The sequence below is a fragment of the Variovorax sp. CF313 genome, from assembly GCF_000282635.1.
In the GTDB taxonomy this organism is placed as follows: domain Bacteria; phylum Pseudomonadota; class Gammaproteobacteria; order Burkholderiales; family Burkholderiaceae_C; genus Variovorax.
Genome location: NZ_AKIW01000027.1, coordinates 37,770 through 60,437, shown reverse-complemented (window position 1 = coordinate 60,437; position 22,668 = coordinate 37,770). Strand labels below are relative to the sequence as shown.

Sequence of the window (22,668 nt, the reverse complement as noted above, 5' to 3'; positions counted from 1 at the left end):
ACGCGATGACACACGCCACCGTCCATCAAGTCTTCGCGGCCACCGCGGCGCGCACGCCGCAGGCCGAGTTCCTGTTCACCGAATCGGTGACGGCCGCCGCCTACGGTATTTCTGCCGGCGTCATTCGCTGGGGCGAGGCCGCGGCCGAGGTCGAGCGTCTGCGCGCGGCCTATGCGCAAGCCGGGTACGGACACGGCCACCGTGTCGGGCTGCTGCTGGAGAACCGTCCCGCATTCCTCTTCCACTGGTTCGCGTTGAACGCCCTGGGCGTGAGCGTGGTGCCGATCAACGCCGAGATGCGCTCGGCGGAACTGATCTATTTGATCGGCCACAGCGAAATCGGCCTGGCCGTGACGCTGCCTGAACGTGCCGGCGACCTGCGCGCTGCGGCTGCGCAGGCCGGTGTGGCCTTCGAGACGATGGGGCCCGACGACGCGGTGCCCAGTGCGAAGACGATTGCACCGCGAGCCCATGATCGCATCAGCGTCGACACCGAATGCGGCCTGCTCTATACCTCGGGCACCACCGGGCGCCCCAAGGGCTGCATCCTGAGCAATGCCTACTTCCTGCGCGCCGGCGAGTGGTACGCCGCGCTCGACGGTGTCTGCAGCATCCGGCCCGACGCCGAGCGCGTCATCACGCCGCTGCCCCTCAACCACATGAACGCGATGGCGTTCTCCACCATGGTGGTGCTGGTGGCGGGCGGGTGCCTGGTGCAGCTGGACCGTTTCCATCCGAAGACCTGGCTGGCCAGCGCGCGCGAAAGCGGCGCGACCATCGTGCATTACCTCGGCGTGGTGCCGGCGATGCTCCTGTCGGCCAACGCGTCTGCGGCCGACAGGGAGCATGCAATCCGCTGGGGCTTCGGCGCCGGTGTGGACCGCAAGAACCACGCACCTTTCGAAGAGCGTTTCGGCTTCCCGCTGGTCGAGGCCTGGGCCATGACCGAGACCGGCGCAGCCGCCTGCATCATGGCGAACCGCGAACCGCGTCTCGTGGGCACCAGCTGCTTCGGACGGCAGGAAGACTTCGTGGAGATCCGCCTCGTGGGCGAAGACGGCAACGATGTCGGCGTCGATGCGCCGGGCGAACTGCTCGTGCGTTCGGCCGGCGACGACCCGAAGCGTTACTTCTTCTCCGGCTACCTGAAGGACGAGGAAGCCACGCGCCAAGCCTGGGCCGACGGCTGGTTCCACACCGGCGACCTGGTGCGGCGCGACCCCGAAGGCAACTTCTTCTTCGTCGACCGCAAGAAGAACGTGATTCGCCGCAGCGGCGAGAACATCTCCGCGGTTGAAGTGGAGAGTGTGCTCAACCAGCATCCGGCCGTGAAGACCTCGGCCGTGGCCGCCACACCCGATGCGGTGCGCGGCGACGAGGTGCTGGCCTGCATCGTGATGCGCGAAGGCGCCGACGCATCGCAGCGTGAACAGATCGCAGCCAGCATCGTCGCGCATGCGCTGGACCAGCTGGCGTACTACAAGGCGCCCGGCTATGTGGCATTCGTCGATGCGCTGCCGCTCACGCCGTCGCAGAAGATCCAGCGCGGGCAATTGCGCGAGATGGCGAAGTCGCTGCCGGGGCAGGGCCACTGCATCGACACCCGCGCGATGAAGAAGAGGCAGTCATGACCCGCAGCCGGCTCTCCTACGAAGGCGTCGCGGTGGCCGTGCCCATCACGGTGCCCTATGTGCGCTACTCCACGCGCACCGCCCACTGGTTCATCGGCCAGGCCATCGAGGCGCTGGTCCGGGCCAGCGGCGTGGCCAAGGAACAGATCGACGGCCTGTGCCTCAGCAGCTTTTCGCTCGCGCCCGACACGGCCGTGGGCGTCACGCAGCACCTGGGCCTGTCGCCGCGCTGGCTCGACCATGTGCCCACCGGCGGTGCTTCGGGCGTGATGTGCCTGCGCCGCGCGGCGCGGGCGGTGCAGGCGGGCGATGCCGACATCGTGGCCTGCGTGGGCGCCGACACCAACCACGTCGATTCCTTCCGCCAGACGCTCGGCAGCTTCAGCAACTTCGCGCGCGACGCGAGCTACCCCTACGGCTCGGGCGGCCCGAACTCGATCTTCGCGTTCATCACCGCCAACTACATGCGCACCTACGGCGCGAAGCGCGAGGACTTCGGCCGTATCTGCGTGGACCAGCGCACCAACGCGCTGGGCAACCCGAACGCGATGTTCAAGAAGGGCCTGACCCTCGACGAGTACATGGCCGCGCGGCCCATCTCCGACCCGATCCACCTGTTCGACTGCGTGATGCCCTGTGCGGGCGCCGATGCCTTCCTCGTGATGAGCGAGGAGCGCGCACGCGACCTGGGCCTGGCGCACGTGGTGATCCGCGGTGCCATCGAGCGCCATAACGCCTATGCCGAAGACCCGGTGATGGTGCAGGGCGGCTGGCGCATGGACCGCGACGACCTCTACGCGCAGGCCGGCGTCCAGCCCGCGGAACTCGACTTCGTGCAGACCTACGACGACTATCCCGTCATCGTGATGATGCAGTTCGAGGATCTGGGCTTCTGCGAGAAGGGCGAGGGCCCGGCCTTCGTGCAGGCCAACACCATGACCTTCGACGGCAGCTTTCCGAACAACACGAGCGGGGGGCAGCTCTCGGCCGGGCAGGCCGGTGCAGCGGGCGGCTTCCTCGGCATGGTCGAGGCGATCCGGCAGCTCACGGACCAAGCCGGACAACGCGCTGTGCCGAACGCCCGGCTGGGCCTCGTCGCCGGCTTCGGCATGGTCACTTACGACCGCTGCCTGTGCACAGGCGCCGTCATTCTCGGGAGATCGGCATGACGATGCCCCTGATGCGCCCCCCGCGCAAGAACCCGGTGCTGCGCACCCGGCAGATGAACCTGCCGCCCGGCGCGCGCGGCCGTGTGGCGCTCGGCCTCACGGCCGCCGCCGCGGAAGGCCGCTTCGAACTGCAGACCTGCGAAGACTGCGGCACGGTGCAGTACCCGCCGCGCGAGGTCTGCCACAAGTGCCTTTCGGCCGCACTGCGCTGGCGGCAGCAAAGCGGCGAGGGCGAACTGCTCGGCAGCACCACGCTGCACCACAGCAACGACCTGTTCTTCCGCGAGCGGCTGCCCTGGCGGCTGGGGCTGGTGCACCTGGATGCGGGCCCGACGCTCATGGTCCATCTGCACGGCGAAGTCGGCGATGCACCGCAACGCGTGCGTGTCGGCGCCCGGCTCGACCGCGCGGGACAGGCCGTTCTCATTGGTTTTCCGAATGAAGGGAGTGCCCATATGGCCGACGACAAGATGCTGCGAGAAATGACCAGCGACCCCAAGTTCCGCAAGGCGCTGGTGACCGATGGCAAGACCGAGACCGGCCAGGCCATCGTGCGTGCGCTGGTCAAGGCCGGCGCAGACATCGTCTGGGTCGGCCATGCCGAGCCGTGGAAGAAGATGGGCGACGGGCTCGACGACATCTCGGCGCTGCCGCAAGTCACGCTGGTGCCGCTGGACCTGACCAACGGCCGGCAGGTGACCGAGCTCGCGGGCTCCATCGGCGGCAAGGTCGACATCGTGATCAACAACGCGGAGGTGCACCGCACCTTCGGCATCGGCGCGCGGCGCGGCACCGACGTGGCCAAGGCCGAGATGGACATCAACTACTTCGGCCTGCTGCGCCTGGCGCAGGAGTTCGGCCCTGCGCTGAAGGGCCGCTCGGCCGACGGCGCGACGGGCGCCACGGCCTGGGTCAACCTGCTGTCGATCTACGCGCTGAGCAACTTCCCGCCGCACGGCACCTTCAGCGCGTCGAAAGCCGCTGCGCATTCGCTTGCGCAGTGCCTGCGTGCCGAGATGCGGCCGGCCGGCATCCGCGTGATCAATGTGTTCCCGGGGCCCATCGACGACGAATGGAACCAGCACACGCCACCACCGAAGCTCGCACCCACCGCGCTGGCCAATGCCATCGTGAAGGCGCTGCGTGACGGCGTGGAAGACGTCTACCCCGGCGACGTGGCGCAGGAGTGGCTGGAACGCTGGCGCGACAACCCCAAGGTGCTCGAGCGCGAACTCGCGGCGGGCGGCTGATCGAGGAACATCACGATGACAACCATCACCACCGAACTGATGTCCACCGCCGAAATCCTCAGCGGCCTCGTGACCGCGATGGCCAGCGGCCGCATCCGCGTGATCGACCTCACGCAGACGCTGACGCCCGAGTTTCCGCAGATCGCGCTGCCGCCCGAGATGGGGCAGTGCTGGCCCTTCCGCATCGAGGAAGTGTCGAAGTACGACGAGCGCGGTCCGGGCTGGTACTGGAACAACTTCTCGTGCGGCGAGCACACCGGCACGCACTTCGACGCGCCGATCCACTGGATCTCGGGCCGCGACCTGCCGAACAACTCGGTCGACACCATTCCGGTGCAGCACTTCGTGGCGCCGGCCTGCGTGATCGACTGTTCGCCGCAGGTCAAGGACGACCCCGACTATCTGCTGACCCTGGAGGACATCGAGGCCTACGAGGCGGCGCACGGCCGCATCCCGAAGGGCGCGTGGGTGCTGATGCGCACCGACTGGTCCAAGCGCAGCGACCCCGAGGCGTACCAGAACTTCGACGAAACCGGTCAGCACACGCCCGGCCCGAGCACCGAGGCCGTGCGCTTCCTGGTCGAGCAGCGCGACGTGCTGGGTTTCGGCTCCGAGGCCATCGGCACCGATGCCGGGCAGGGCTATCACCTGCGCCCGCCGTACCCGTGCCACTACTACATGCACGGCGCGGGGCGCTACGGGCTGCAGTGCCTGAGCAACCTCGACCTGCTGCCGCCCGTGGGTGCGGTGCTGATCTGCCCGCCGCTGAAGATCGAGAAGGGCAGCGGCAGCCCGCTGCGGGTGCTCGCGCTGGTGGGGGCATCGGCATGAGCGGCGCGGCGCCCAAGGTCGCGGCCGTCACCGGCGGCAGCGCCGGCATCGGCAAGGCGATCTGCGAGGACCTGCTCGCGCAGGGCTACGAGGTGGTGTCGCTCGCGCGCCGCAAGGCCGAGATCGACCACCCGAAGCTGCACAGCATCGAGGTCGACCTGAGCGACCGCGCCGCCACGGGCGAGGCGGTGCGCGAACTGGTCGAACGCTTCGCGCCGACCACCATCGTCCACAACGCAGGCGTCATCCGCGCCGCGCTGCTGCCCGAAGTAAAGCTCGACGACCTCGACGCACTGGTCGACCTGCACCTGGGCTGTGCCATTCAGCTCGTGCAAGGTGCGCTGCCCGCGATGCGTGCGCAGCGCTTCGGCCGCGTGGTGCTGCTGTCGTCACGCGCCGCGCTGGGGCTGGCCACGCGCACCAGCTACTCGGCCACCAAGGCCGGCATGCTGGGCATGGCGCGCACCTGGGCGCTGGAGCTTGCCGCTGACGGCATCACGGTGAACGTGGTGGCCCCGGGGCCGATCCGCACCGACATGTTCTACGACGTGGTCGAAGCCGGCAGCGAGAAGGAACGCGCGCTCGCAGCCTCGGTGCCCGTCAAGCGCCTCGGCGAATCGGCCGATGTGGCACGCGCCGTACGTTTCTTCGCCGATGCCGACAGCAGCTTCGTCACCGGCCAGGTGCTGTACGTGTGCGGCGGTACCAGCGTCGGCAGCCTGGCCCTCTGAATTCTTCTTTCGCTTTTCCACGTTCATCCCAAACCATCCCTGGAGCATCGCCATGAAAGTCCTGAACCGAATTCGCACACTCGCGGCCATTGCCGCGGGCCTCGGCGCGCTGAGCGCCGCGGGCGCATGGGCCGCCGATCTCAAGGTCGGTTTCATCACCTCGATGTCGGGACCGGTGTCTTCGCTCGGCATTCCCTACGACAAGGGCATGAAAGCCGCGCTGGCCTACAAGTCCGAAGTCGGCGGTCGCAAGGTGCAGGTGATCCAGCTCGACGATGCGTCCGACCCGTCCACGGCCGCGCGCAATGCGCGCAAGCTGATCGAGGAAGACAAGGTCGACGTCATCATCGGGACGGCCGGCGCACCCGGCTCGCTGGCCATTGCCGGCGTGGCGCGCGAGACGAAGACACCGCTGATCTCCATCGCCAATGCCGACCTGGCCGGCGAGGACGGCGCCTGGATGGTGACGCTGCCGCAGCCCGCGCCGTTGATGATGGGTGCGATGGTCGAGAAGATGAAGCAGGCCGGCGTGAAGACGGTGGCCTACATCGGCTACTCCGACGCCTGGGGCGACCTGGTCTACGACGCGCTCATGAAATCGGCGCCCACGGCCGGCATCAAGGTGGTGTCGAACGAGCGTTATGCGCGCAGCGATTCGTCGGTGGCCGGGCAGGTGCTGAAGATCGTGGCGCTGCGGCCTGATGCGGTCATTACCGGTGCCTCGGGCACCCCCGGTGCGTTGCCGTACCTCGCGTTGACCGAGCGTGGCTACAAGGGAAGGATCTACGGCATGCACTCGCTGATCAACCCCGACTTCATCCGCGTCGGCGGTTCGTCGGTCGAAGGCCTGCTGGCGCCCACGGGCCCGGTGGTGGTGGCCGAGCAGCTGCCCGACAACAACCCGATGAAGAAGATCGCGATGGACTTTCGCGCTGCCTACCAGAAGGCCAACGGCGCGGCGCCCACTGATACCTTCTCGGCCTACAGCTTCGATGCGTGGCTGATCTATCTCGATGCTGCGCAGCGTGCGCTGGCCAGCAAGGCTGAGCCCGGCACGCCGCAATTCCGGCTGGCGCTGCGTGATGCCATCGTGAGCACCAAGGAGCTGGTGGGCACGCATTCGGTCTACAACTTCAAGCCCACTGATCGCTATGGCTCGGATGATCGCTCGCGCGTCGTCGTGAAGCTCGAAAAGGGTCAATGGAAGCTGGTGCCCTGAGATGAAGAACAAGCTAGCCCACATCCTTGGCGCCACAGTGCTTGCTCTGGCAGCTTCGCAGGCCATGGCGGCTGACCTGAAGATCGGCTTCATCAGCTCGCTCTCGGGTCCGGTGGCTGCGCTCGGCATTCCGTACGAGAAGGGCATCCGCGCTGCCATTGCCGAGCATCCCGAGATCGCCGGCCGCAAGGTCCAGCTGATCGCGCTCGACGACGCGTCAGACCCCACCACCGCCGGCCGCAACGCACGCAAGCTGGTGACCGAAGACAAGGTCGACGTGCTCATAGGAACCTCCGGCGTGCCAGGTGCGATGGCCATCGCAGCGGTGGCCAAGGAACTGAACACACCGTTGATCTCGCCCACGCCGGTCACCATCGCCGGCCCTGAGGGCGCGTGGACGGTGACGGTGTCGCAGCCATTCCCGCTCATGGTCGCGGGCGTGGTCGACCGCATGCAGAAGTCCGGCGTGAAGACGGTCGCCTTCATCGGCTTCTCGGACGCACTGGGCGACCTGGCCTACGACTCGCTCGTGAAGAGCGCCGACGCTGCCGGCATCAAGGTGGTGGCCAACGAGCGTTATGCGCGCAGCGATTCCTCGGTGGCCGGGCAGGTGCTGAAGATCGTCGCGGCTCGACCCGACGCCGTGTTCGCGGGCAATTCCGGCACGCCCGGTGCGTTGCCTTACATCGCACTGGCCGAGCGCGGCTACAAGGGAAAGATCTATGGCACGCACGGCCTCATCAACGCCGACTTCGTGCGCGTGGGCGGCGCCTCCGTCGAAGGCCTGCAGGTGCCCAGCGGACCGGTGCTGGTGGCCGACCAGTTGCCCGACAGCAACCCGATCAAGAAGGTGTCGATGGGCTTTCGCAACGCCTACCAGAAAGTGAACGGCGCGGTGCCGACCGACGCCTTTTCGTCCTACACCTACGACGCCTACCTGCTGCTGGCGGATGCCGCCTCGCGCGCCAAGGGCGAGCCCGGCACACCGCAATACCGCACCGCCCTGCGCGACGCCATCGTGAGCACCAAGGAGCTGGTGGGTACGCACGGCATCTACACCTTCAAGCCCGGCGATAGCTATGGCTCCGACCGCCGCGGCGTGGTGATCGTGCAGATGAACAAGGGGCAGTGGAAGCTGGTTCCCTGAAAAAAGACCCGGGCCCACGTCGATGACCAGTTACCGCCACCATCCCGAACGCGTCGCCGCCCTCGTGCAGCACGACCGCGTGCACCGCGACCTGTACCTGAGCGAGGAGATCTTCGCGCTCGAGCAGGAGCGCCTGTTCGCGAACAACTGGGTCTTCCTCGGCCATGCGAGCCAGGTGCCCGAGCCCGGCGACTTCGTGGCGCAGGACATCGCGGGCCGGCCGCTGCTGATGGTGCGGCAGCCCGACGGCGCGGTGCACGTGCTCTACAACCGCTGCGCCCACAAGGGCACGCAACTGGTGACGGACGAGAGCGGAAACACCGGCCGCTTCTTCCGCTGCCCGTATCACGCGTGGACCTACAAGCTCGACGGCGCGCCGCTCGGGGTACCGTTGAAGAACGGCTACGAGGGCACGCAGCTCAAGGCGTGCGAGTCGGGGCAGGGGCTGTCGGTGGTGAGGCACGTGAAGGTGTACCGCGACTTCGTGTTCGTGCGCCTATCCGACACGGGGCCCTCGTTCGAGGACTACTTCGGCGAGGTGCTGGGCGCCATCGACAACATGGTCGACCGCTCGCCCGAGGGCAAGCTCATCGTGGGCGGCGGCGTGCTGCGCAACATCGTCCACTGCAACTGGAAGATGTACCTCGAGAACATCAACGACACGGTGCACCCGATGTCCACGCACGAGTCGGCCACCAAGGCGGCCGAGGCGCTGTGGGAAGGCCATGCGCCCACCGACCCCAAGCCCATGGCGATGGAGCAGATCCTGCCCTTCGGCTCGGGCTACGAGTTCTTCGACAAGATGGGCGGGCGCGTGTTCGCCAATGGCCACAGTGTGCTGGGCGTGAACTTCAGCATCCACTCCAACTATGCGCAGCTGCCGGAGTACGAGGCCGCGATGCAGGCGGCGCACGGCATTGGGCGCGCCACCGAAATTCTGCAGAGATCGCCGCAGAACTCCGTTCTTTATCCGAGCCTGTCGGTCAAGGGCTCGCCGCAGGCCATCCGCGTGATCCGTCCGCTGGCCGCCGACCGCACGCTGATCGAGGCGTGGAGCTTCCGCGCGGCCGGCGCACCCGCGCTGCTGTTCGAGCGCGCCATGAGCTACAACCGGCTTGTTTTCTCACCGATGTCGGTAGTGGCGCACGATGACGTGCACCTGTTCGAGAGCATCCAGCAGGGCCTGCGCGCGGGCGGCAACGAATGGGTGAGCCTGCACCGCAACTTCGATGCGGCCGAGCTCGCGCAGTCGACCATCACCACCAACGGCACCAACGAGCTGCTCATGCGCAATCAATTCCGCGCCTGGGCGAAGTCGATGTCCGTGGAGGCCGCGCCATGACCGTTCCGCGCGATTTCGCCGCCCACGAAGCGGCCCTGCTCGACGAGCGGCGCTTCGACGACTGGCTGGCGCTCTTTGCCGGCGACGGCCACTACTGGGTGCCGCTGCTCGGCGCTGCGCAGGCCGATCCGTTCTCGCACAACTCGCTGGCCTATGAAGACCGGCTGCTGCTGCAGTTGCGCGTGGAGCGCCTCAAGAGCCCGCGCGCGCATTCGCAGCATCCAGCCAGCCACAGCCAGCACGTGCTGCAGCCCTCGCGCATCGAGCACGAGAACGCCGATGAAGCGCGCCTGCGCACGCCATTCCTGTACGTCGAAGCGCGAGGCGAATCCCAGATCCTGCTGAGCGGCACCGCGCGCCATCACCTCGTTCGCACGCCGGCCGGCTGGCGCATCCGCGAGAAGCGCATCGACCTGCTCAACGCCACGCGTGCGTTGCCGGCCATCCAGTTGTTCATCTGAGTTACCTGTCCATTCCAACCATCCTCACCGGAGCTACGACATGAAGAGCCTGATGCAGACCTTGACGCGCGGTGCACTCGCCGCGGCGCTGATTGCCTGTGGTGTTGGGAGCGCGCTGGCGGCCGACCTCAAGGTCGGTCTCAGCGTGTCGCTCTCAGGGCCGAATTCCTCGCTGGGCGTGCCCTATGCCAAGGGCATGCAGGCCGCGCTGGCGTACAAGCCGGAGGTGAACGGCCGCAAGGTCCAGCTCATCGTGCTGGACGACGGCTCCGACCCGACCACGGCCGGGCGCAACGCGCGCAAGCTGATCGAGGAGGACAAGGTCGACGTGCTCATGGGCACCTCGGGCGTGCCCGCCGCCATCGCGATGGCGCAGGTTGGCAAGGAAGCGAAGACGCCGATGATCGGCCTCACGCCCATCTTGCTCGACCCGAACGACAACCCCTGGGTCATGACCGTGGCCCAGCCCACGCAATTGATGATCGATGCGGTCGTCGAGCGCATGAAGCGCAACAACGTGAAGACGGTGGGCTACATCGGCTTCTCCGATGCCTGGGGCGACCTGGTCTACAACGCACTGATGAAGGCTGCGCCCGAAGCCGGCATCAAGGTGGTGAGCAACGAGCGCTATGCGCGCGCCGACGCGTCGGTGACGGGGCAGGTGCTGAAGATCGTGGCGCTGCGGCCCGATGCGGTGATGACCGGCGGCGCCGGAACGCCGGGCGCACTGCCGTTCCTCGCATTGCAGGAGCGCGGCTTCAAGGGTGGCGTGTACGGCCAGCACGGCTTGATCAACCCCGACTTCGTGCGGGTGGTCGGCGCGGCCGGCCAGAACGCGCTGATGCCCACCGGCCCGGTGATCGTGGCCGAGCAATTGCCCGACAACTACCCGACCAAGAAGATCGCGACCGAGTTTCGCGCCGTGTTCCAGAAGGCGAACAACGCGCCAACCGGCGACGCCTACTCGGCCTATTCGTTCGACGGCTGGCTGGTGTTTGCGGACGCCGCATCGCGCGCCATGAAGAAGGCCGAGCCGGGCACGCCCGAGTTCCGCGTGGCGCTGCGCGACGCCATCTTCAGCACGAAGGAAGTGGTGGGCACGCACGGCGTCTACACCTTCAAGCCCGGCAGCCTCTACGGCGTGGACGAACGCGCCCGCGTGATCGTCAAGCTCGACAACGGCCAATGGAAGCTCGCACCTTGAACCGCTCGCCCTTGATTTTCCGGAGGGCCGCGCGATGACCTGGGACGTGGCGCTCATTCTCCTCACCGACGGCCTGGCCAACGGTGCCGTCTACCTGCTGGCCGGCCTGGGGCTGGTGTTGATCTTTTCCGTCACGCGCGTGGTGTTCGTGCCCTTCGGCGACATCGCGGCCTTTGCGGCGCTGTCGCTCGCGGCCTTCGAGACCGGCCGCGTCCCGCCGACCATAGGCATGGTCGCCGTGCTCGCTGCCCTGGCGCTGGCAACGGAAATCGGCAGCCTGTTGCGGCGCGGCGAGGCTGCACGCATTCCCAAGGCGGTGCTGATGTGGGGCGTGCTGCCCGCGATTCCCTGCCTGCTCGCGTGGCTTGCGGCGCGGCCCGGCGTGCCGGTCGCGGTGCACATCGCGGTGGCCGTGCTGCTGGTGGTGCCCATCGCACCACTGCTGGCGCGCGTGGTGTTCCAGCCGATCGCCGACGCCTCGGTGCTGGTGCTGCTGATCGTGTCGCTGGCGCTGCACTTCCTGCTGTCTGGCCTGGGCCTGCTGTTCTTCGGACCTGAAGGCTCGCGCACCACGCCGCTCACCAGCGCCGTGTTCACGTTGGGCGACGGCTTCACGGTCAGCGGCCAGGTGGTGCTGATGGTGGGCGCGGCCATCGTGCTGAGCGGGCTGTTCTTCCTGGTGTTCGAGCGCACGGTGGCCGGCAAGGCGCTGCGCGCCACGGCGGTCAACCGCGTGGGCGCGCGGCTGGTCGGCATCCGGCCGGTGCGCACCGCACTGCTGGCCTACGGATGCGCCTCGCTGCTGGCGGGGCTGATCGGCGTGCTGATTGCGCCGGTGACGACCATGTACTACGACTCGGGTTTCATCATCGGCCTGAAGGCCTTCGTGGCCGCGATCATCGGCGGGCTCGTGAGCTACCCGATGACTGCGGTGGGTGCACTCGCAGTCGGCGTGGTGGAAAGCTTCGCCTCGTTCTGGAGCGGTGCGCTGAAGGACGTGATCGTGTTCAGCCTGCTGATCCCCGTGCTCATGCTGCGCTCCTTCATGGCCACGCATGCCGAAGAGGAAGAAGACGAGGTGGACCAATGAGCGCCAACCGCAAACGCATGACGTGGATCGCCGCGGTGGTGGTCGTGCTGGCCCTGGTGCCGGTGGTGGCGGGGAGCTTCACGGTCTCGCTGCTCAACGACATCGGCATCGGCGCGCTGGTGGCGCTGGGCCTCGTGCTGCTCACCGGCGTGGGCGGCGCGACCTCGTTTGGGCAGGCGGCTTTCGTGGGCATCGCAGCCTACGCCACGGCATGGCTCACGACCACGCAGGGCATGTCGCCGTGGATCGGGCTGCTGTTCGCGCTGCTGCTCACCGGCCTCTCGGCGCTGGCCATCGGCATGCTCACGCTGCGCCTGGGCGGGCACTTCCTGCCGCTCAGCACCATCGCCTGGGGACTGTCGATCGCAATGCTGTTCGGCAATGTCGATGCGCTTGGGCGGCACACGGGCCTGTCGAACATTCCACCGCTGCAGGTCGCGGGCTGGTCGCTGGCCGATCCGCGTTCGATGTACTACCTGATCTGGGTGGTGGTCGGGCTGGCCTGCCTGTTCAGCCACAACCTGCTGCAGTCGCGGCCGGGGCGCGCGATTCGCGGGCTTCGCGGCGGTGCCACGCTGCTGGCGAGCGTGGGGGCGGACGCCTACCGCGTGCGGCTGTCACTGTTCGTCACGGCCGCGCTGTTCGCGGGGCTGGCGGGCTGGCTCTACGCGCACATGAACCGCTTCGTGAGCCCGTCGCCCTTCGACGTGCGCGCGAGCATCGAGTACCTGCTGATGGCCGTGGCCGGCGGGCTCGGCCAGCTGGCGGGCGCACTGGTGGGCGCCGCGCTGGTACTGGTGCTGAAGAACGGCCTGCAGGACGTGCTGCCGATGCTCACGCAGCGCGCCGGCCAGCTCGAGGCGGTGGCATTCGCCGCGCTCTTCATCCTGCTGCTGCACTTCGCGCGCGGCGGCGTGATGGGCCTGCTGCGCCGCTGGACGCACCGGCGCAGCGGCTCGCAGGAGCCTTCGCGCCACGAGGCCCCGCCGGTCGATCCCTTGCCTCACCGCACGCTGCCCGAGCGCGGCTCGCAGGTGCTGTCGGTGAACGGTGCGGTCAAGCGCTTCGGCGGGCTGGTGGCCGTCAACGACGTGAGCTTCGACGTGAAGGCCGGCGAGATCGTCGGGCTGATCGGGCCCAACGGCGCGGGCAAGTCGACCATGTTCAACCTGCTGACCTGCACGCTGCCGATGAGCGCGGGCCAGGTGCGCTTCCTGGCGCACGACATCGCAGGCAAACCGCAGCGCGAGGTGGCGCGGCTGGGGCTGGCGCGCACTTTCCAGCACGTGAAGCTGCGCCCGCACATGAGCCTGCTCGACAACGTGGCGCTGGGCGCGCATTCGCGCACGCGCTCGGGCATCCTGAAGGCGGGGCTGCGGCTCGACCGCATGGAAGAAAGCCAGATCCTGCAGGAGGCGCAGCGCCAGCTCGACCGCATCGGCCTGGGCGACCGCGCGCACGAGCTGGCGGGCAGCCTGCCGCTGGGCACGCAGCGCATTCTGGAAATCGCGCGCGCACTGGCCGCCGACCCGGTGCTGCTGGTGCTCGACGAGCCCGCCGCCGGCCTGCGCCGCAAGGAAAAGATGGCGCTCGGCGACCTGCTGCGCAAGTTGCGCGAGGAGGGCGTGACCATCCTGATCGTCGAACACGACATGGACTTCGTGATGAAACTGGTGGACCGGCTGGTGGTGATGAACTTCGGCTCCAAGCTCGTGGAGGGCGTGCCGTCGGCGGTGCGCGCGGACGAGCGGGTGCAGGCGGCTTACCTGGGGAGTGTTGTATGAGCGCCGCACGGCCGCCCGAAGGCGCGGGCCCCCTTCAGGGGGTAGGAGAAGTACACGAAGTGACAAGCCTGGGGGTAGCGAAATGACCGCGATGCTGGAGATTGGCGATCTGCACGTGTCGTACGGGCAGGTGGAGGCGGTGCGCGGCGTGTCGCTCGACCTGCAGCCGGGCCAGATCATTTCGGTAATCGGTCCCAACGGCGCGGGCAAGACCACGCTGCTGGCGGCCGCGATGGGTCTGCTGCCTTGCAAGGGCACGCTGCGCTTCGAGGGCGAAGACCTGCAGGGGCTCGACGTGGAAGCGCGTGTGGAGCGCGGCCTGTGCCTCGTGCCCGAGAAGCGCGAGCTGTTCGGCGAACTCACCGTGCTCGACAACCTGCAGCTCGGCGCCTATGCCAAGCGGCTGCGCGGCGATGCGATGAAGAAGCGGCTGCAGTCGGTGTACGACCGATTTCCGCGGTTGGCCGAACGGCGTTCGCAGCGCGCCGACACGCTCTCGGGCGGCGAGCGTCAGATGCTGGCGGTGGGGCGCGCGCTGATGTCGGCACCGCGCCTGCTGATGCTCGACGAACCGAGCCTCGGCCTCGCGCCGCTGATCGTGCGCGACATCCTCACCATCGTGCGCAAGCTGCGCGAAGACGGCGTCTCGATCCTGCTGGTCGAGCAGAACGCGCGTGCGGCGCTCGAAAGCTCGGACGAAGGCTATGTGCTGGAGACCGGCGAGATCGCGCTGTCGGGTGCCTCGGCCGAGCTGGCGAGCGATCCGCGCGTGCAGGCGACCTATCTCGGCGGAGGCACGCACGATGACGAGTGACCCGCGGGCTGTGCCGCCCGTGCAGCGCACCTTGCCGGCGATGCTGCAGCGGCAGGCCGGGCTGTTCGGCTCGCGTCCGTTGCTTCGGATCGGTGGCGACGAGTGGACGCATCGCGACGCTGCGCAGGCTGCAGCCGTTCGCGCCGGTGCGCTGGCCGCGGCCGGCGTGGTGCGCGGCGACCGCTTCGCCGTGATGTGCGGCAACCGCATCGAGTTTCTCGAAAGCTTCCTCGGCGCGGGTTGGCTGGGTGCGTCGATGGTGCCGGTCAACACCGCGTCGATGGGGCCGCAGATCGAATACTTCCTCGCGAACAGCCAGGCGAAACTGCTGGTGATCGAGGCGGGTTTTCTTGAGCGGCTCGCGACGGCGGATCTGGCGCGCACCGCGTTGCGCGAGGTCTGGGTGGTGGGCGAGGCGGAGTCCTCCGGCTGGCAGGCGCCCCAGGGCGTGCGCGTAACGCCTTACCCCGAGGGCGGTGAGGCGCTGGCGCCCGCAGCGGTGCAACCTGGCGACCCGCTCGCGATTCTGTACACCTCCGGTACGACGGGGCCAGCCAAGGGCGTCGTCTGCCCGCATGCGCAGTATTTCTGGTGGGGCGTGAGCAGCGCGGAGGTGCTCGGAGTCGGCGTCGACGACGTGCTGTGCACCACGCTGCCGCTCTTTCACATCAATGCGCTCAACACCTTCGCGCAGGCCGCATTGACGGGCGCAGAGGTGGTGTTCGCGCCGCGCTTCTCGGCCTCGGGCTTCTGGCCGGCGATGCGCGCGAGCGGGGCGACGGTGGTCTACCTGCTGGGCGCAATGGTGCCGATCCTGCTCGCGCAGCCCGAAGGGCCTGGCGAACGCGATCACCGGGTGCGCATCGGCCTCGGGCCCGGTGTGCCGTCCGCCGCAGGTGCCGCATTCAAGGCGCGCACCGGCGTGCAACTGCTCGAAGGCTACGGCTCGACCGAAACCAATTTCGCCATCGCGACCGCGCCGGATTCGCCGCGCGGCGGTGTCATGGGCTGGCTGCGCCCAGGCTTCCAGGCGCGCGTGGCCGACGAAGGCGATGCGGCGCTGCCACCCGGCGAGGCCGGCGAACTGCTGCTGCGCGCGGACGAGCCCCATGCCTTCGCGAGCGGCTATTTCAACATGCCGGAGAAGACGGTCGAGGCCTGGCGCAATCTCTGGTTCCACACCGGCGACCGCGTGGTGCAGGACGCCGACGGTGCGTTCCGCTTCGTCGACCGCATCAAGGACGCGATTCGCCGGCGCGGCGAGAACATCTCGTCGTTCGAGGTCGAGCAGGTGCTGCTGAGCCATCCGGGCGTGGCTTCGTGCGCGGTGTACCCGGTGCAATCCGAACTGGCCGAGGACGAGGTGATGGCCGCGCTGGTGGCGCGCGACGGCGTGCCGATCGACCCGGCCGAACTCGTGCGCTTCTGTGAAAGCCGGCTGCCTTACTTCGCCGTGCCGCGCTACATCGACGTGCTGGCCGACCTGCCGCGCACCGAGAACGGCAAGGTGCAGAAGTTCAAGCTGCGCGAGCGCGGCGTGAGTCCGCAGACCTGGGACGGCCGGCCCGCAAGGGCCTGAGGCTCCCGGCAGACGCAACGCGTTCCTTTCTTTCCGGCTGTTTCATGCGCTGACAGCTTCGCCGGTACATTTCGCTAAAATGATTCAGAACTAAAACATTCAGGTATGCAATCAAATTCACTGACCGGCCGCCATGCACTCGTCACGGGCGCGGCGCGCGGCATCGGCGCGGAGATCGCGCGCACCCTGGCCGCCGAAGGCGCCGTTCTGACGCTGCTGGGGCGTGACCGCGAAGCGCTGAAGCGTGTGGCCGATTCGCTCGCGGGCAGCGGGCATGGCGTGGCTGCAGCCGATGTGGCAAATCCGCAGGCGGTGCAGGCGGCCTTCGCAGAGGCCCGAGCAGCGCGCGGCCCTGTTGCCGTGCTCGTCAACAACGCGGGTGCCGCCGAGAGCGCGCCTTTCCTCAAGACCTCGTTCGAGCTCTGGCAGCGCATGCTGTCGGTGAACCTCACCGGCAGCTTCCTGTGCGCGCAGGCTGCGCTGCCCGACATGCTCGATGCGGGCTGGGGCCGCATCGTCAACATCGCCAGCACGGCGGGGCAGAAGGGCTACGCCTACGTGTCGGCCTACACCGCGGCCAAGCATGGTGTGGTCGGGCTCACGCGTTCGCTGGCGCTCGAAGTGGCGCGCAAGGGCATCACGGTGAATGCCGTATGCCCGGGCTACACCGACACCGACATCCTGCGCAACAGCGTCGCCAACGTGGTCGGCAAGACCGGGCGCAGCGAGGCCGACGCGCTGGCCGAATTCTCCAGCGTCAATCCGCAGCGGCGCATCGTGCAGCCGGCCGAAGTCGCCGATGCGGTGCGCTGGCTGTGCGGCACGGGCGCTGCGTCGGTCACCGGCCAGTCGATCTCGGTTTCAGGGGGAGAGGTGACATGACGCGCGACAACGATGCCTCGCACGCGGTGCTGAGCGATGCGGAGGAACTGGGCCACGAAGCCCGCGCGGGCCACGAGGACCACGCGATGCTCAAGCTCTGGCTGCGCATGCTGGCCAGCACCACGCAGATCGAGGCCGAGATCCGGCGCCGGCTGCGCGAGCGCTTCGGCATCTCGCTCGCGCGCTTCGACTACATGGCGCAGCTCCATCGCTACAAGGACGGGCTCAAGATGCGCGTGCTCTCGCGCTACCTCATGGTGACCGGCGGCAACGTCACAGGCCTGACGGACGAACTCGAGCGCGAAGGCATGGTGGCCCGCGCGCCCAGCCCCGACGACCGCCGCGCGTGGATCGTGAGCCTCACGCCGACAGGGCGCCGCACCTTCGAGACGATGGCGAGCGAGCACGAACAATGGATCCTCGAGATGTTCTCGGGGCTCGACATGAAGACCGTCAAGCAGATGCACACCCAACTGGGCTTGCTGCGTGTGCACGTGATGCGCGGCGAGCCGCCGGCCGAGGAGGGCTGAGCATGAGCGCGGCCACCCCTGTCGATCTCCCGGCCCAGGGCAGCGAGTTCCGCCGCGCGCGGCTGATCCGCTTCTCGGACTGCGACCCGGCGGGCATCGTTTTCTACCCTCAGTACTTCGTGATGCTCAACGGGCTCGTCGAAGACTGGGTCAACGAGGGCCTGGGGCTCAGCTACCACGGGCTGGTGGCCGTGCGGCGCATTGGCCTGCCCACCGTGAAGCTCGAAGCCGACTTCCGTGCGGTGAGCCGCATGGGCGACCAGGTCACGCTCGGCCTTACCGTGCAGCGGCTGGGGTCGCGCTCGATGACGCTGCTTGTGCGCTGCTTCGAGCCGGCGACCGGAGAACTGCGCATGCAGATGCAGCAGGTGCTCGTGACCACGTCGCTCGAAACCCATCGCGCCGTCGCCATTCCGGACGACATGCGCGCAGCCATCCTGCGCAACGCGCCCGAGCTGGGCTGAGCGTCCTAGGGGGCGGGCTCGCTGCCCGCCGCGTCCTGCGCGCGCTTCTTCAGCCAGCCGCCGAGCTCCTTCTTTCCCTTGGCATTGGCGGCGCGCCATGCGTTGCGCGCGGCCGCAATGAAGCGCTCTTCCGCTGCATCGGGTACTTCGCTGAGGCGGTCTTCTTCGTCGAGCCAGCCGGGCTCGACGCTGCAATGCCGTTCGATCTGCCGTGCCAGGTTGTCGCCGATGGGCCGCGAGCTCTTGATCTGGCTCCACATGCTCGGAGAAATTTCGAGCTTTTTCGCAAACGCCTGGTCCAGCCCCTTGGCTGGCAGGCCCGCGGCGATGGCCTCTTCGAGAAAGCGGCGGTGCAACGCAAGGGCATTGCGGCGGCGCGCGACGGTGATATTGGGCACTGTTCAAAAACAACAACAAGACAAGAAAAGATTGTCCCGGTTGTTGACGCCGTCGTAAACACTATTTACAGTTGCCTTCATTCGCGGCCCAGGCCGTCCCTTTTGTCCAACCCTTTACAGCCGACAGCGGCAATTTTTTGACTCAGGAACCATCGTGAACACCGCCTTGAACCTCACCAGCATTCGACCCGCCTTGGGCCGATCGCTCGTGCGCGTCTGGTCGTGCGGTGGTTTGGACAGCATGCTGTCGGTCCGACCGAACCAGCACCAGAACCACGTGTATTCCACGAAAGCCGCAGCCAGCCTGCGCGTTGGAAAAGTCGAGGATCAAGTGCTACCGGGTGGAGGTTGCGCGTAGGCGCACACCTTCCAAGCTCTCTCATGCAGAGGCCCGGAAACCGCAAGGTTCCGGGCCTTTTTGTTTTGTCTGTCGTGCTTGTTTGCCATTTCGGGTGTGCCTTCACCACACCGCCAGAGCCCACCGCGTAGACGGTCTGGCGGGATGTGCAGGAACCGATCACTCCTGTGCAGCGACGTCGTACGGGACAGCGCCCAGCGCGCTGTCCGTCGCGTGAGGACACAACCGAAATGGAAAGCGGGACACCGTTTTTTTCGAACCACCGAACCCGAGCGGGACCGGGCCATGCAGATGGCCCTCCCGCGGAAACCGACCGCAAAGATTGGGCGGCGCCGGAACCCGTAACCGGACACTTTTTTGTTTTCGACCCGCGTTAGCTCAATGGATCAGAGCACTTGCCTACGAAGCAAGGGGTTGCACGTTCGAGTCGTGCACGTGGGGCCTTTTTTTTGTTCGAGCTGTCACGCCAACCAAGGAGCCACCATGCGCAAGCGCAATACCCCGATCCGGATGATCACCGTGCGTCCGGCACAGCCACGCAACCGCATGATGATGGCCTTGGCCCGCAGTTTCGGCATTGCCGTCGACGCGCGTCGCACAGGCGAATGCGCGGCGGACTCCGCGGGGCGCGAGCCGCTGCCGGAGGGACTCGATCCCGACCAGCGCGTTCGCGCAGTCGGCGAATGGTAGGCCGGCCGCCTGTTCCTTGTTTTTCATGGTGCGCGTAGCTCAATGGCAGAGCCGCGGGTTGTGGTCCCGCTGACGACGGTTCGATCCCGTTCGTGCACCCCACTTCGTTTCATTCGACCTCATCAACAACCATCGCCGCAAAAGGAGGCGAGACATGCATCCCCACGTCCTGCAACTCGATATCCAGGGCACGCCGCAAGCCTGGATTTCGCTGGAGCAGGCGGTGTTGCACTACGCGACCGGCTCGGTCGCATGGGAAGACGGCGGCCTGCCGCTCGCCACGCTGCGCGGCGGCTTCAACGTGGCGCGCGGCGTGCAGTCGCGCATCGACGTGGCGCCGATCGTTGCGCTGCGCGGTGCGTCGAAGATCAACCTCTTCGACGTGATTCCGAGCGTCACCAAGAGCAAACTGCTGCGCCGCGACCGCCACACCTGCGCCTACTGCGGCGAGGTGTTCCACGAACGCGAACTGCAGTGCGAACACGTGCTGCCCGAGTCCCGCGGAGGTCCGTGGACCTGGACCAACCTCGTGAGCGCATGCGGGGTCTGCAACAACCGCAAGGCAGCGCGCACGCCGGAGGAGGCGGGCATGCCACTGGTCTATCTGCCCTATGTGCCGAACCGCTACGAGAACTTCCTGCTCGAAGGACGCAACATCCGTGTGGATGTGCACGAGTGGCTGGCAAAGCGGCTGCCCAAGGGCTCGCGGCTTCAGTGAGGGCAGGGCTGCGATCCTGGTCTTTGTCCATGAAAAAAGCCCGCTGCCTGTCTCCCAGGCGGCGGGCTTTTGTAAGTGTGAGGCGCCGGTGTTCAGCGTCCGAAGAGACGATAGGCGATCAGGCCGGCGGCCGCCAAGCCACTCGCGATGGCGAGAATCACCTTGGTGGCACGACCCGAACCGCGTTTCGAGCGGGGCCAGTGGTCCGGCCCGATCAGGTCGATGGGGACGGTGGGTTTGCCTATGTCGGACGCCTTTTCCATGAGAGGAAATATAGCTCACGCGTGAAGGCGCGGTCGGGGCCTGGCTGCATCCTGTGGCCTCCGAACATCGTTGTCGACCTTGGCTGCGGCTGGACAAAAAAATACCCGCCTGAGCGGGTTGAACGAGCTTTATGGCTTCGAAGTGATTTCCCTGTGTCATTGTTGTTGTGCTGCGTGACAGCCGGTACAAGATGCCATGCCGGATGGGGACCTATTGCAGGTTGAACCCGGAGCAGCTTGTAAGTGACGCACAAATCGTGAAATATTCCCGCATGAGAAAGGAAATCTTCCTCGAAGGTTTGACGCGTGCACTTGAGCGCCGGGGTCGCTGTGCTTCTGCAATGCAGCTCTGGCAGTGCATCAATCGGGTGGCCAGTACCTGATGGCCGAGGTGGGTGAGCGGCACGATCTGCTCGAACGCTGCGTCGCCGATTGGATCGCGCGGCAGGGGCTACTTCCTGGGGCCGGCGAGCCAAAGAAAAAGCCTCCTCGCGTGGACCGTGAGGAGGCTTTGACAAAAAAATAGCGCGAAGAACGCGCTATTTTCGGTGTTGGTGGTGGGCCCTGAGTGACTCGAACACTCGACGGCTGACTCGTCGGTGTCCGTTGCCGCTTTCGCGCGCAGGTCGCGAAACTGGAACGTGGTGATGTCGATCCCCGCGCTCTTGCGGGCCTTGTCGAAGCGCTTGCGCAGCATCGCGGCCGTCATCGGGGCGCCGCGCTCGTTCGCCAGCAGCGGGGCCGACTGCTTTGGCCTAGCCGCCTTGAACACGCGGATTTCTTCGATCAGCTCTTCCAGCGCGTTTTCGACCACGATCCGCAGCTTCGTCTGTGTCTTGCCCTGGTGCACCGCGGGTACTCGCCGCGGATGTGGTCCTTGCTCATGCCGAGCACGTCGGCGGGCCGCTGGCCGGTGATATGGGCTAGGCGCAGCGCGAACCGCAGCGACCACGCAGAATGACCAGCCTGAGCGTCGGGTTCAGACGGCCACGTACTCGACCGCACCGGTGTCCCCGTCCAGGATCATGTCGTAGGGATACCAGTAGATCTGCTCGTCGCCATAGTCGTCGACATAGCTGTACCCGATGTATGTCGTTCCCAGGTACGTGTCTTGAACGTGGATGAAGGTGGCGTATTGCATTCCGTCCGCCCGGGCCATCTTCTTGTTCGTCTTGTATTTCTTGACCGGCAGGTCGCCCTTGTTTGCATGCTTGACGTGGAACGCAGCGATTTTTGTGTCTTTGATGTCCACGGAGACCGTGTGCGGCCCGCTCTTGTCGATGACATGCTGGCCGTTACTCTTGAGCTTGTCGCCCACCAATTTCGCGCCATTGTGGTGGTGATGCTTTCCCTTGGCGAAGCTCGCATCGATGAAGCCGAATACGCCGGAAAGGGCGAGGCCGGTAGCCAGAAGACGTCGTGTGAGGTTCATTTCGATTCTCCTTGCCGAGCTTGACCGTCGCGATGCGCGAGTCAGCGCCGAGCGTCAAAGTTCTGCTCTGCCAAAGCGAGCCCGGATGTAGGACTTGGAGCGGCATGTGCGCGGGCCGGCATCCGGGCTTCAGCAAGCGAAGAAGGAGCGAGTGCGCTCGCAGCTCATCTGGTTGCGTTCTTTACGCGTGTTGAGATGTTGCGCAGATCAAGGCATAGCCTCCCCGCCGAGGCTTGATGGAGTCCCTTTGTCGGTTCTGCCATGGACTTCAGGCGAATGACGCGGACTTGGTCATCCTACCCAGCTGCGGTGCTTCGGCGCCAAGCGCTCATCGGCTTCACCGAATACTCTGGCTGAAAAAGAAAAAACCTCCCAGTCTTTCGACGGGAGGTTTTTCTGCTTTGCGGAACACGTTCGGCGTCTGCGGAACAGTGCTCCTTAAGAAATAGCGCGGAAGCCGCGCAGTTTCCAGTGTTGGTGGTGGGCCCTGAGTGACTCGAACACTCGACCTACGGATTAAGAGTCCGCTGCTCTACCAACTGAGCTAAGAGCCCTTGCGTTGAAAACGTTTGGTGTTTTCTGGCAAGACCACGAGTATATCCCAGAATTTCTGCATGGCCAAAAAATTTGTGGCCGCAGCGTTAGGATTCACCACGCCCGAGAGGGTAGGGCCCTTCAACC

Annotated in this window: 23 protein-coding genes and 3 tRNA genes; 21 read left to right on the top strand and 5 right to left on the bottom strand. The window is 66.7% G+C overall.

Annotated features, from left to right (window positions below; translation table 11 throughout):
* Positions 1-5 precede the first annotated feature (5 nt).
* The 17 genes from PMI12_RS08960 to PMI12_RS08880 all read left to right on the top strand — a co-directional run bounded on the left by PMI12_RS08960 (position 6) and on the right by PMI12_RS08880 (position 18,128).
* On the top strand, positions 6-1,631 hold the full coding sequence (locus PMI12_RS08960; protein ID WP_007831257.1) for an AMP-binding protein: 1,626 nt from the start codon (positions 6-8) through the stop codon (positions 1,629-1,631).
* The gene (locus tag PMI12_RS08955; protein WP_007831256.1) at positions 1,628-2,800 is read left to right on the top strand and encodes a thiolase family protein; all 1,173 of its coding nucleotides are present in this window, start codon (positions 1,628-1,630) and stop codon (positions 2,798-2,800) included. Before PMI12_RS08960 ends, PMI12_RS08955 begins: the two co-directional genes overlap by 4 nt.
* Positions 2,797-4,050, top strand: a complete 1,254-nt coding sequence (locus tag PMI12_RS08950; protein ID WP_007831255.1) for an SDR family NAD(P)-dependent oxidoreductase — start codon at positions 2,797-2,799, stop codon at positions 4,048-4,050. Before PMI12_RS08955 ends, PMI12_RS08950 begins: the two co-directional genes overlap by 4 nt.
* Positions 4,051-4,065: 15 nt before the next feature.
* Positions 4,066-4,881 carry a cyclase family protein gene (locus tag PMI12_RS08945; RefSeq protein ID WP_007831254.1) on the top strand — a complete coding sequence of 272 codons (816 nt, stop codon included), beginning with the start codon at positions 4,066-4,068 and terminating at the stop codon, positions 4,879-4,881.
* The gene (locus tag PMI12_RS08940; protein ID WP_007831253.1) at positions 4,878-5,612 is read left to right on the top strand and encodes an SDR family NAD(P)-dependent oxidoreductase; all 735 of its coding nucleotides are present in this window, start codon (positions 4,878-4,880) and stop codon (positions 5,610-5,612) included. The genes PMI12_RS08945 and PMI12_RS08940 overlap by 4 nt, the downstream gene beginning before the upstream one ends.
* Before the next feature lie 52 nt (positions 5,613-5,664).
* Positions 5,665-6,831, top strand: coding sequence for an ABC transporter substrate-binding protein (locus tag PMI12_RS08935; protein ID WP_007831252.1), 1,167 nt, complete (start codon positions 5,665-5,667; stop codon positions 6,829-6,831).
* A 1-nt stretch (position 6,832) separates the two neighbouring features.
* Positions 6,833-7,978: an ABC transporter substrate-binding protein gene (locus tag PMI12_RS08930; RefSeq protein WP_007831251.1), complete on the top strand. Its 1,146-nt coding sequence runs from the start codon at positions 6,833-6,835 to the stop codon at positions 7,976-7,978.
* 22 nt (positions 7,979-8,000) lie between these two features.
* Positions 8,001-9,320: an aromatic ring-hydroxylating dioxygenase subunit alpha gene (locus PMI12_RS08925; protein WP_007831250.1), complete on the top strand. Its 1,320-nt coding sequence runs from the start codon at positions 8,001-8,003 to the stop codon at positions 9,318-9,320.
* Complete coding sequence (locus PMI12_RS08920; RefSeq protein WP_007831249.1) at positions 9,317-9,781, top strand: aromatic-ring-hydroxylating dioxygenase subunit beta; 465 nt, start codon at positions 9,317-9,319, stop codon at positions 9,779-9,781. The genes PMI12_RS08925 and PMI12_RS08920 overlap by 4 nt, the downstream gene beginning before the upstream one ends.
* A 40-nt stretch (positions 9,782-9,821) precedes the next feature.
* Entirely contained in the window at positions 9,822-10,985 is a 1,164-nt protein-coding gene (locus PMI12_RS08915; RefSeq protein ID WP_007831231.1) for an ABC transporter substrate-binding protein, read from the top strand.
* Positions 10,986-11,019: 34 nt separating this feature from the next.
* The gene (locus PMI12_RS08910; protein ID WP_007831229.1) at positions 11,020-12,075 is read left to right on the top strand and encodes a branched-chain amino acid ABC transporter permease; all 1,056 of its coding nucleotides are present in this window, start codon (positions 11,020-11,022) and stop codon (positions 12,073-12,075) included.
* Positions 12,072-13,859, top strand: a complete 1,788-nt coding sequence (locus PMI12_RS08905) for a branched-chain amino acid ABC transporter ATP-binding protein/permease (RefSeq protein WP_007831227.1) — start codon at positions 12,072-12,074, stop codon at positions 13,857-13,859. Before PMI12_RS08910 ends, PMI12_RS08905 begins: the two co-directional genes overlap by 4 nt.
* An 82-nt stretch (positions 13,860-13,941) precedes the next feature.
* Entirely contained in the window at positions 13,942-14,673 is a 732-nt protein-coding gene (locus PMI12_RS08900; protein WP_007831224.1) for an ABC transporter ATP-binding protein, read from the top strand.
* Positions 14,663-16,252, top strand: a complete 1,590-nt coding sequence (locus tag PMI12_RS08895) for an ATP-dependent acyl-CoA ligase (protein ID WP_007831222.1) — start codon at positions 14,663-14,665, stop codon at positions 16,250-16,252. Before PMI12_RS08900 ends, PMI12_RS08895 begins: the two co-directional genes overlap by 11 nt.
* A gap of 105 nt (positions 16,253-16,357) precedes the next feature.
* Positions 16,358-17,134, top strand: a complete 777-nt coding sequence (locus PMI12_RS08890; protein ID WP_007831219.1) for an SDR family NAD(P)-dependent oxidoreductase — start codon at positions 16,358-16,360, stop codon at positions 17,132-17,134.
* Positions 17,131-17,664: a MarR family winged helix-turn-helix transcriptional regulator gene (locus tag PMI12_RS08885; protein ID WP_007831218.1), complete on the top strand. Its 534-nt coding sequence runs from the start codon at positions 17,131-17,133 to the stop codon at positions 17,662-17,664. The genes PMI12_RS08890 and PMI12_RS08885 overlap by 4 nt, the downstream gene beginning before the upstream one ends.
* Before the next feature lie 2 nt (positions 17,665-17,666).
* Positions 17,667-18,128, top strand: coding sequence for an acyl-CoA thioesterase (locus PMI12_RS08880; RefSeq protein ID WP_007831217.1), 462 nt, complete (start codon positions 17,667-17,669; stop codon positions 18,126-18,128).
* Positions 18,129-18,133: 5 nt separating this feature from the next.
* Here PMI12_RS08880 and PMI12_RS08875 read toward each other — a convergent pair whose 3' ends face one another.
* Positions 18,134-18,526, bottom strand: a complete 393-nt coding sequence (locus PMI12_RS08875) for a hypothetical protein (RefSeq protein WP_007831215.1) — start codon at positions 18,524-18,526, stop codon at positions 18,134-18,136.
* Between the two features lie 725 nt (positions 18,527-19,251).
* On the opposite strand from PMI12_RS08875, the gene PMI12_RS08870 reads away from it, so the two are divergent.
* The 4 genes from PMI12_RS08870 (at position 19,252) to PMI12_RS08855 (ending at position 20,292) form a co-directional block, all read left to right on the top strand.
* Positions 19,252-19,325 (top strand) — tRNA-Arg (locus PMI12_RS08870).
* A 42-nt stretch (positions 19,326-19,367) separates the two neighbouring features.
* Positions 19,368-19,574: a hypothetical protein gene (locus PMI12_RS08865; protein WP_007831213.1), complete on the top strand. Its 207-nt coding sequence runs from the start codon at positions 19,368-19,370 to the stop codon at positions 19,572-19,574.
* A gap of 28 nt (positions 19,575-19,602) precedes the next feature.
* A tRNA-His gene (locus tag PMI12_RS08860) sits at positions 19,603-19,676 on the top strand.
* 52 nt (positions 19,677-19,728) lie between these two features.
* The gene (locus PMI12_RS08855; protein WP_007831211.1) at positions 19,729-20,292 is read left to right on the top strand and encodes an HNH endonuclease; all 564 of its coding nucleotides are present in this window, start codon (positions 19,729-19,731) and stop codon (positions 20,290-20,292) included.
* A gap of 92 nt (positions 20,293-20,384) precedes the next feature.
* Here the strand turns inward: PMI12_RS08855 and PMI12_RS28685 are convergent, their stop codons facing one another.
* The 4 genes from PMI12_RS28685 to PMI12_RS08840 all read right to left on the bottom strand — a co-directional run bounded on the left by PMI12_RS28685 (position 20,385) and on the right by PMI12_RS08840 (position 22,541).
* Positions 20,385-20,555: a hypothetical protein gene (locus PMI12_RS28685; protein WP_007831210.1), complete on the bottom strand. Its 171-nt coding sequence runs from the start codon at positions 20,553-20,555 to the stop codon at positions 20,385-20,387.
* A gap of 451 nt (positions 20,556-21,006) precedes the next feature.
* On the bottom strand, positions 21,007-21,405 hold the full coding sequence (locus tag PMI12_RS08850) for a tyrosine-type recombinase/integrase (RefSeq protein ID WP_007831208.1): 399 nt from the start codon (positions 21,403-21,405) through the stop codon (positions 21,007-21,009).
* 129 nt (positions 21,406-21,534) lie between these two features.
* On the bottom strand, positions 21,535-21,987 hold the full coding sequence (locus PMI12_RS08845) for a hypothetical protein (protein ID WP_007831206.1): 453 nt from the start codon (positions 21,985-21,987) through the stop codon (positions 21,535-21,537).
* Between the two features lie 478 nt (positions 21,988-22,465).
* A tRNA-Lys gene (locus PMI12_RS08840) sits at positions 22,466-22,541 on the bottom strand.
* Positions 22,542-22,668 lie beyond the last annotated feature (127 nt).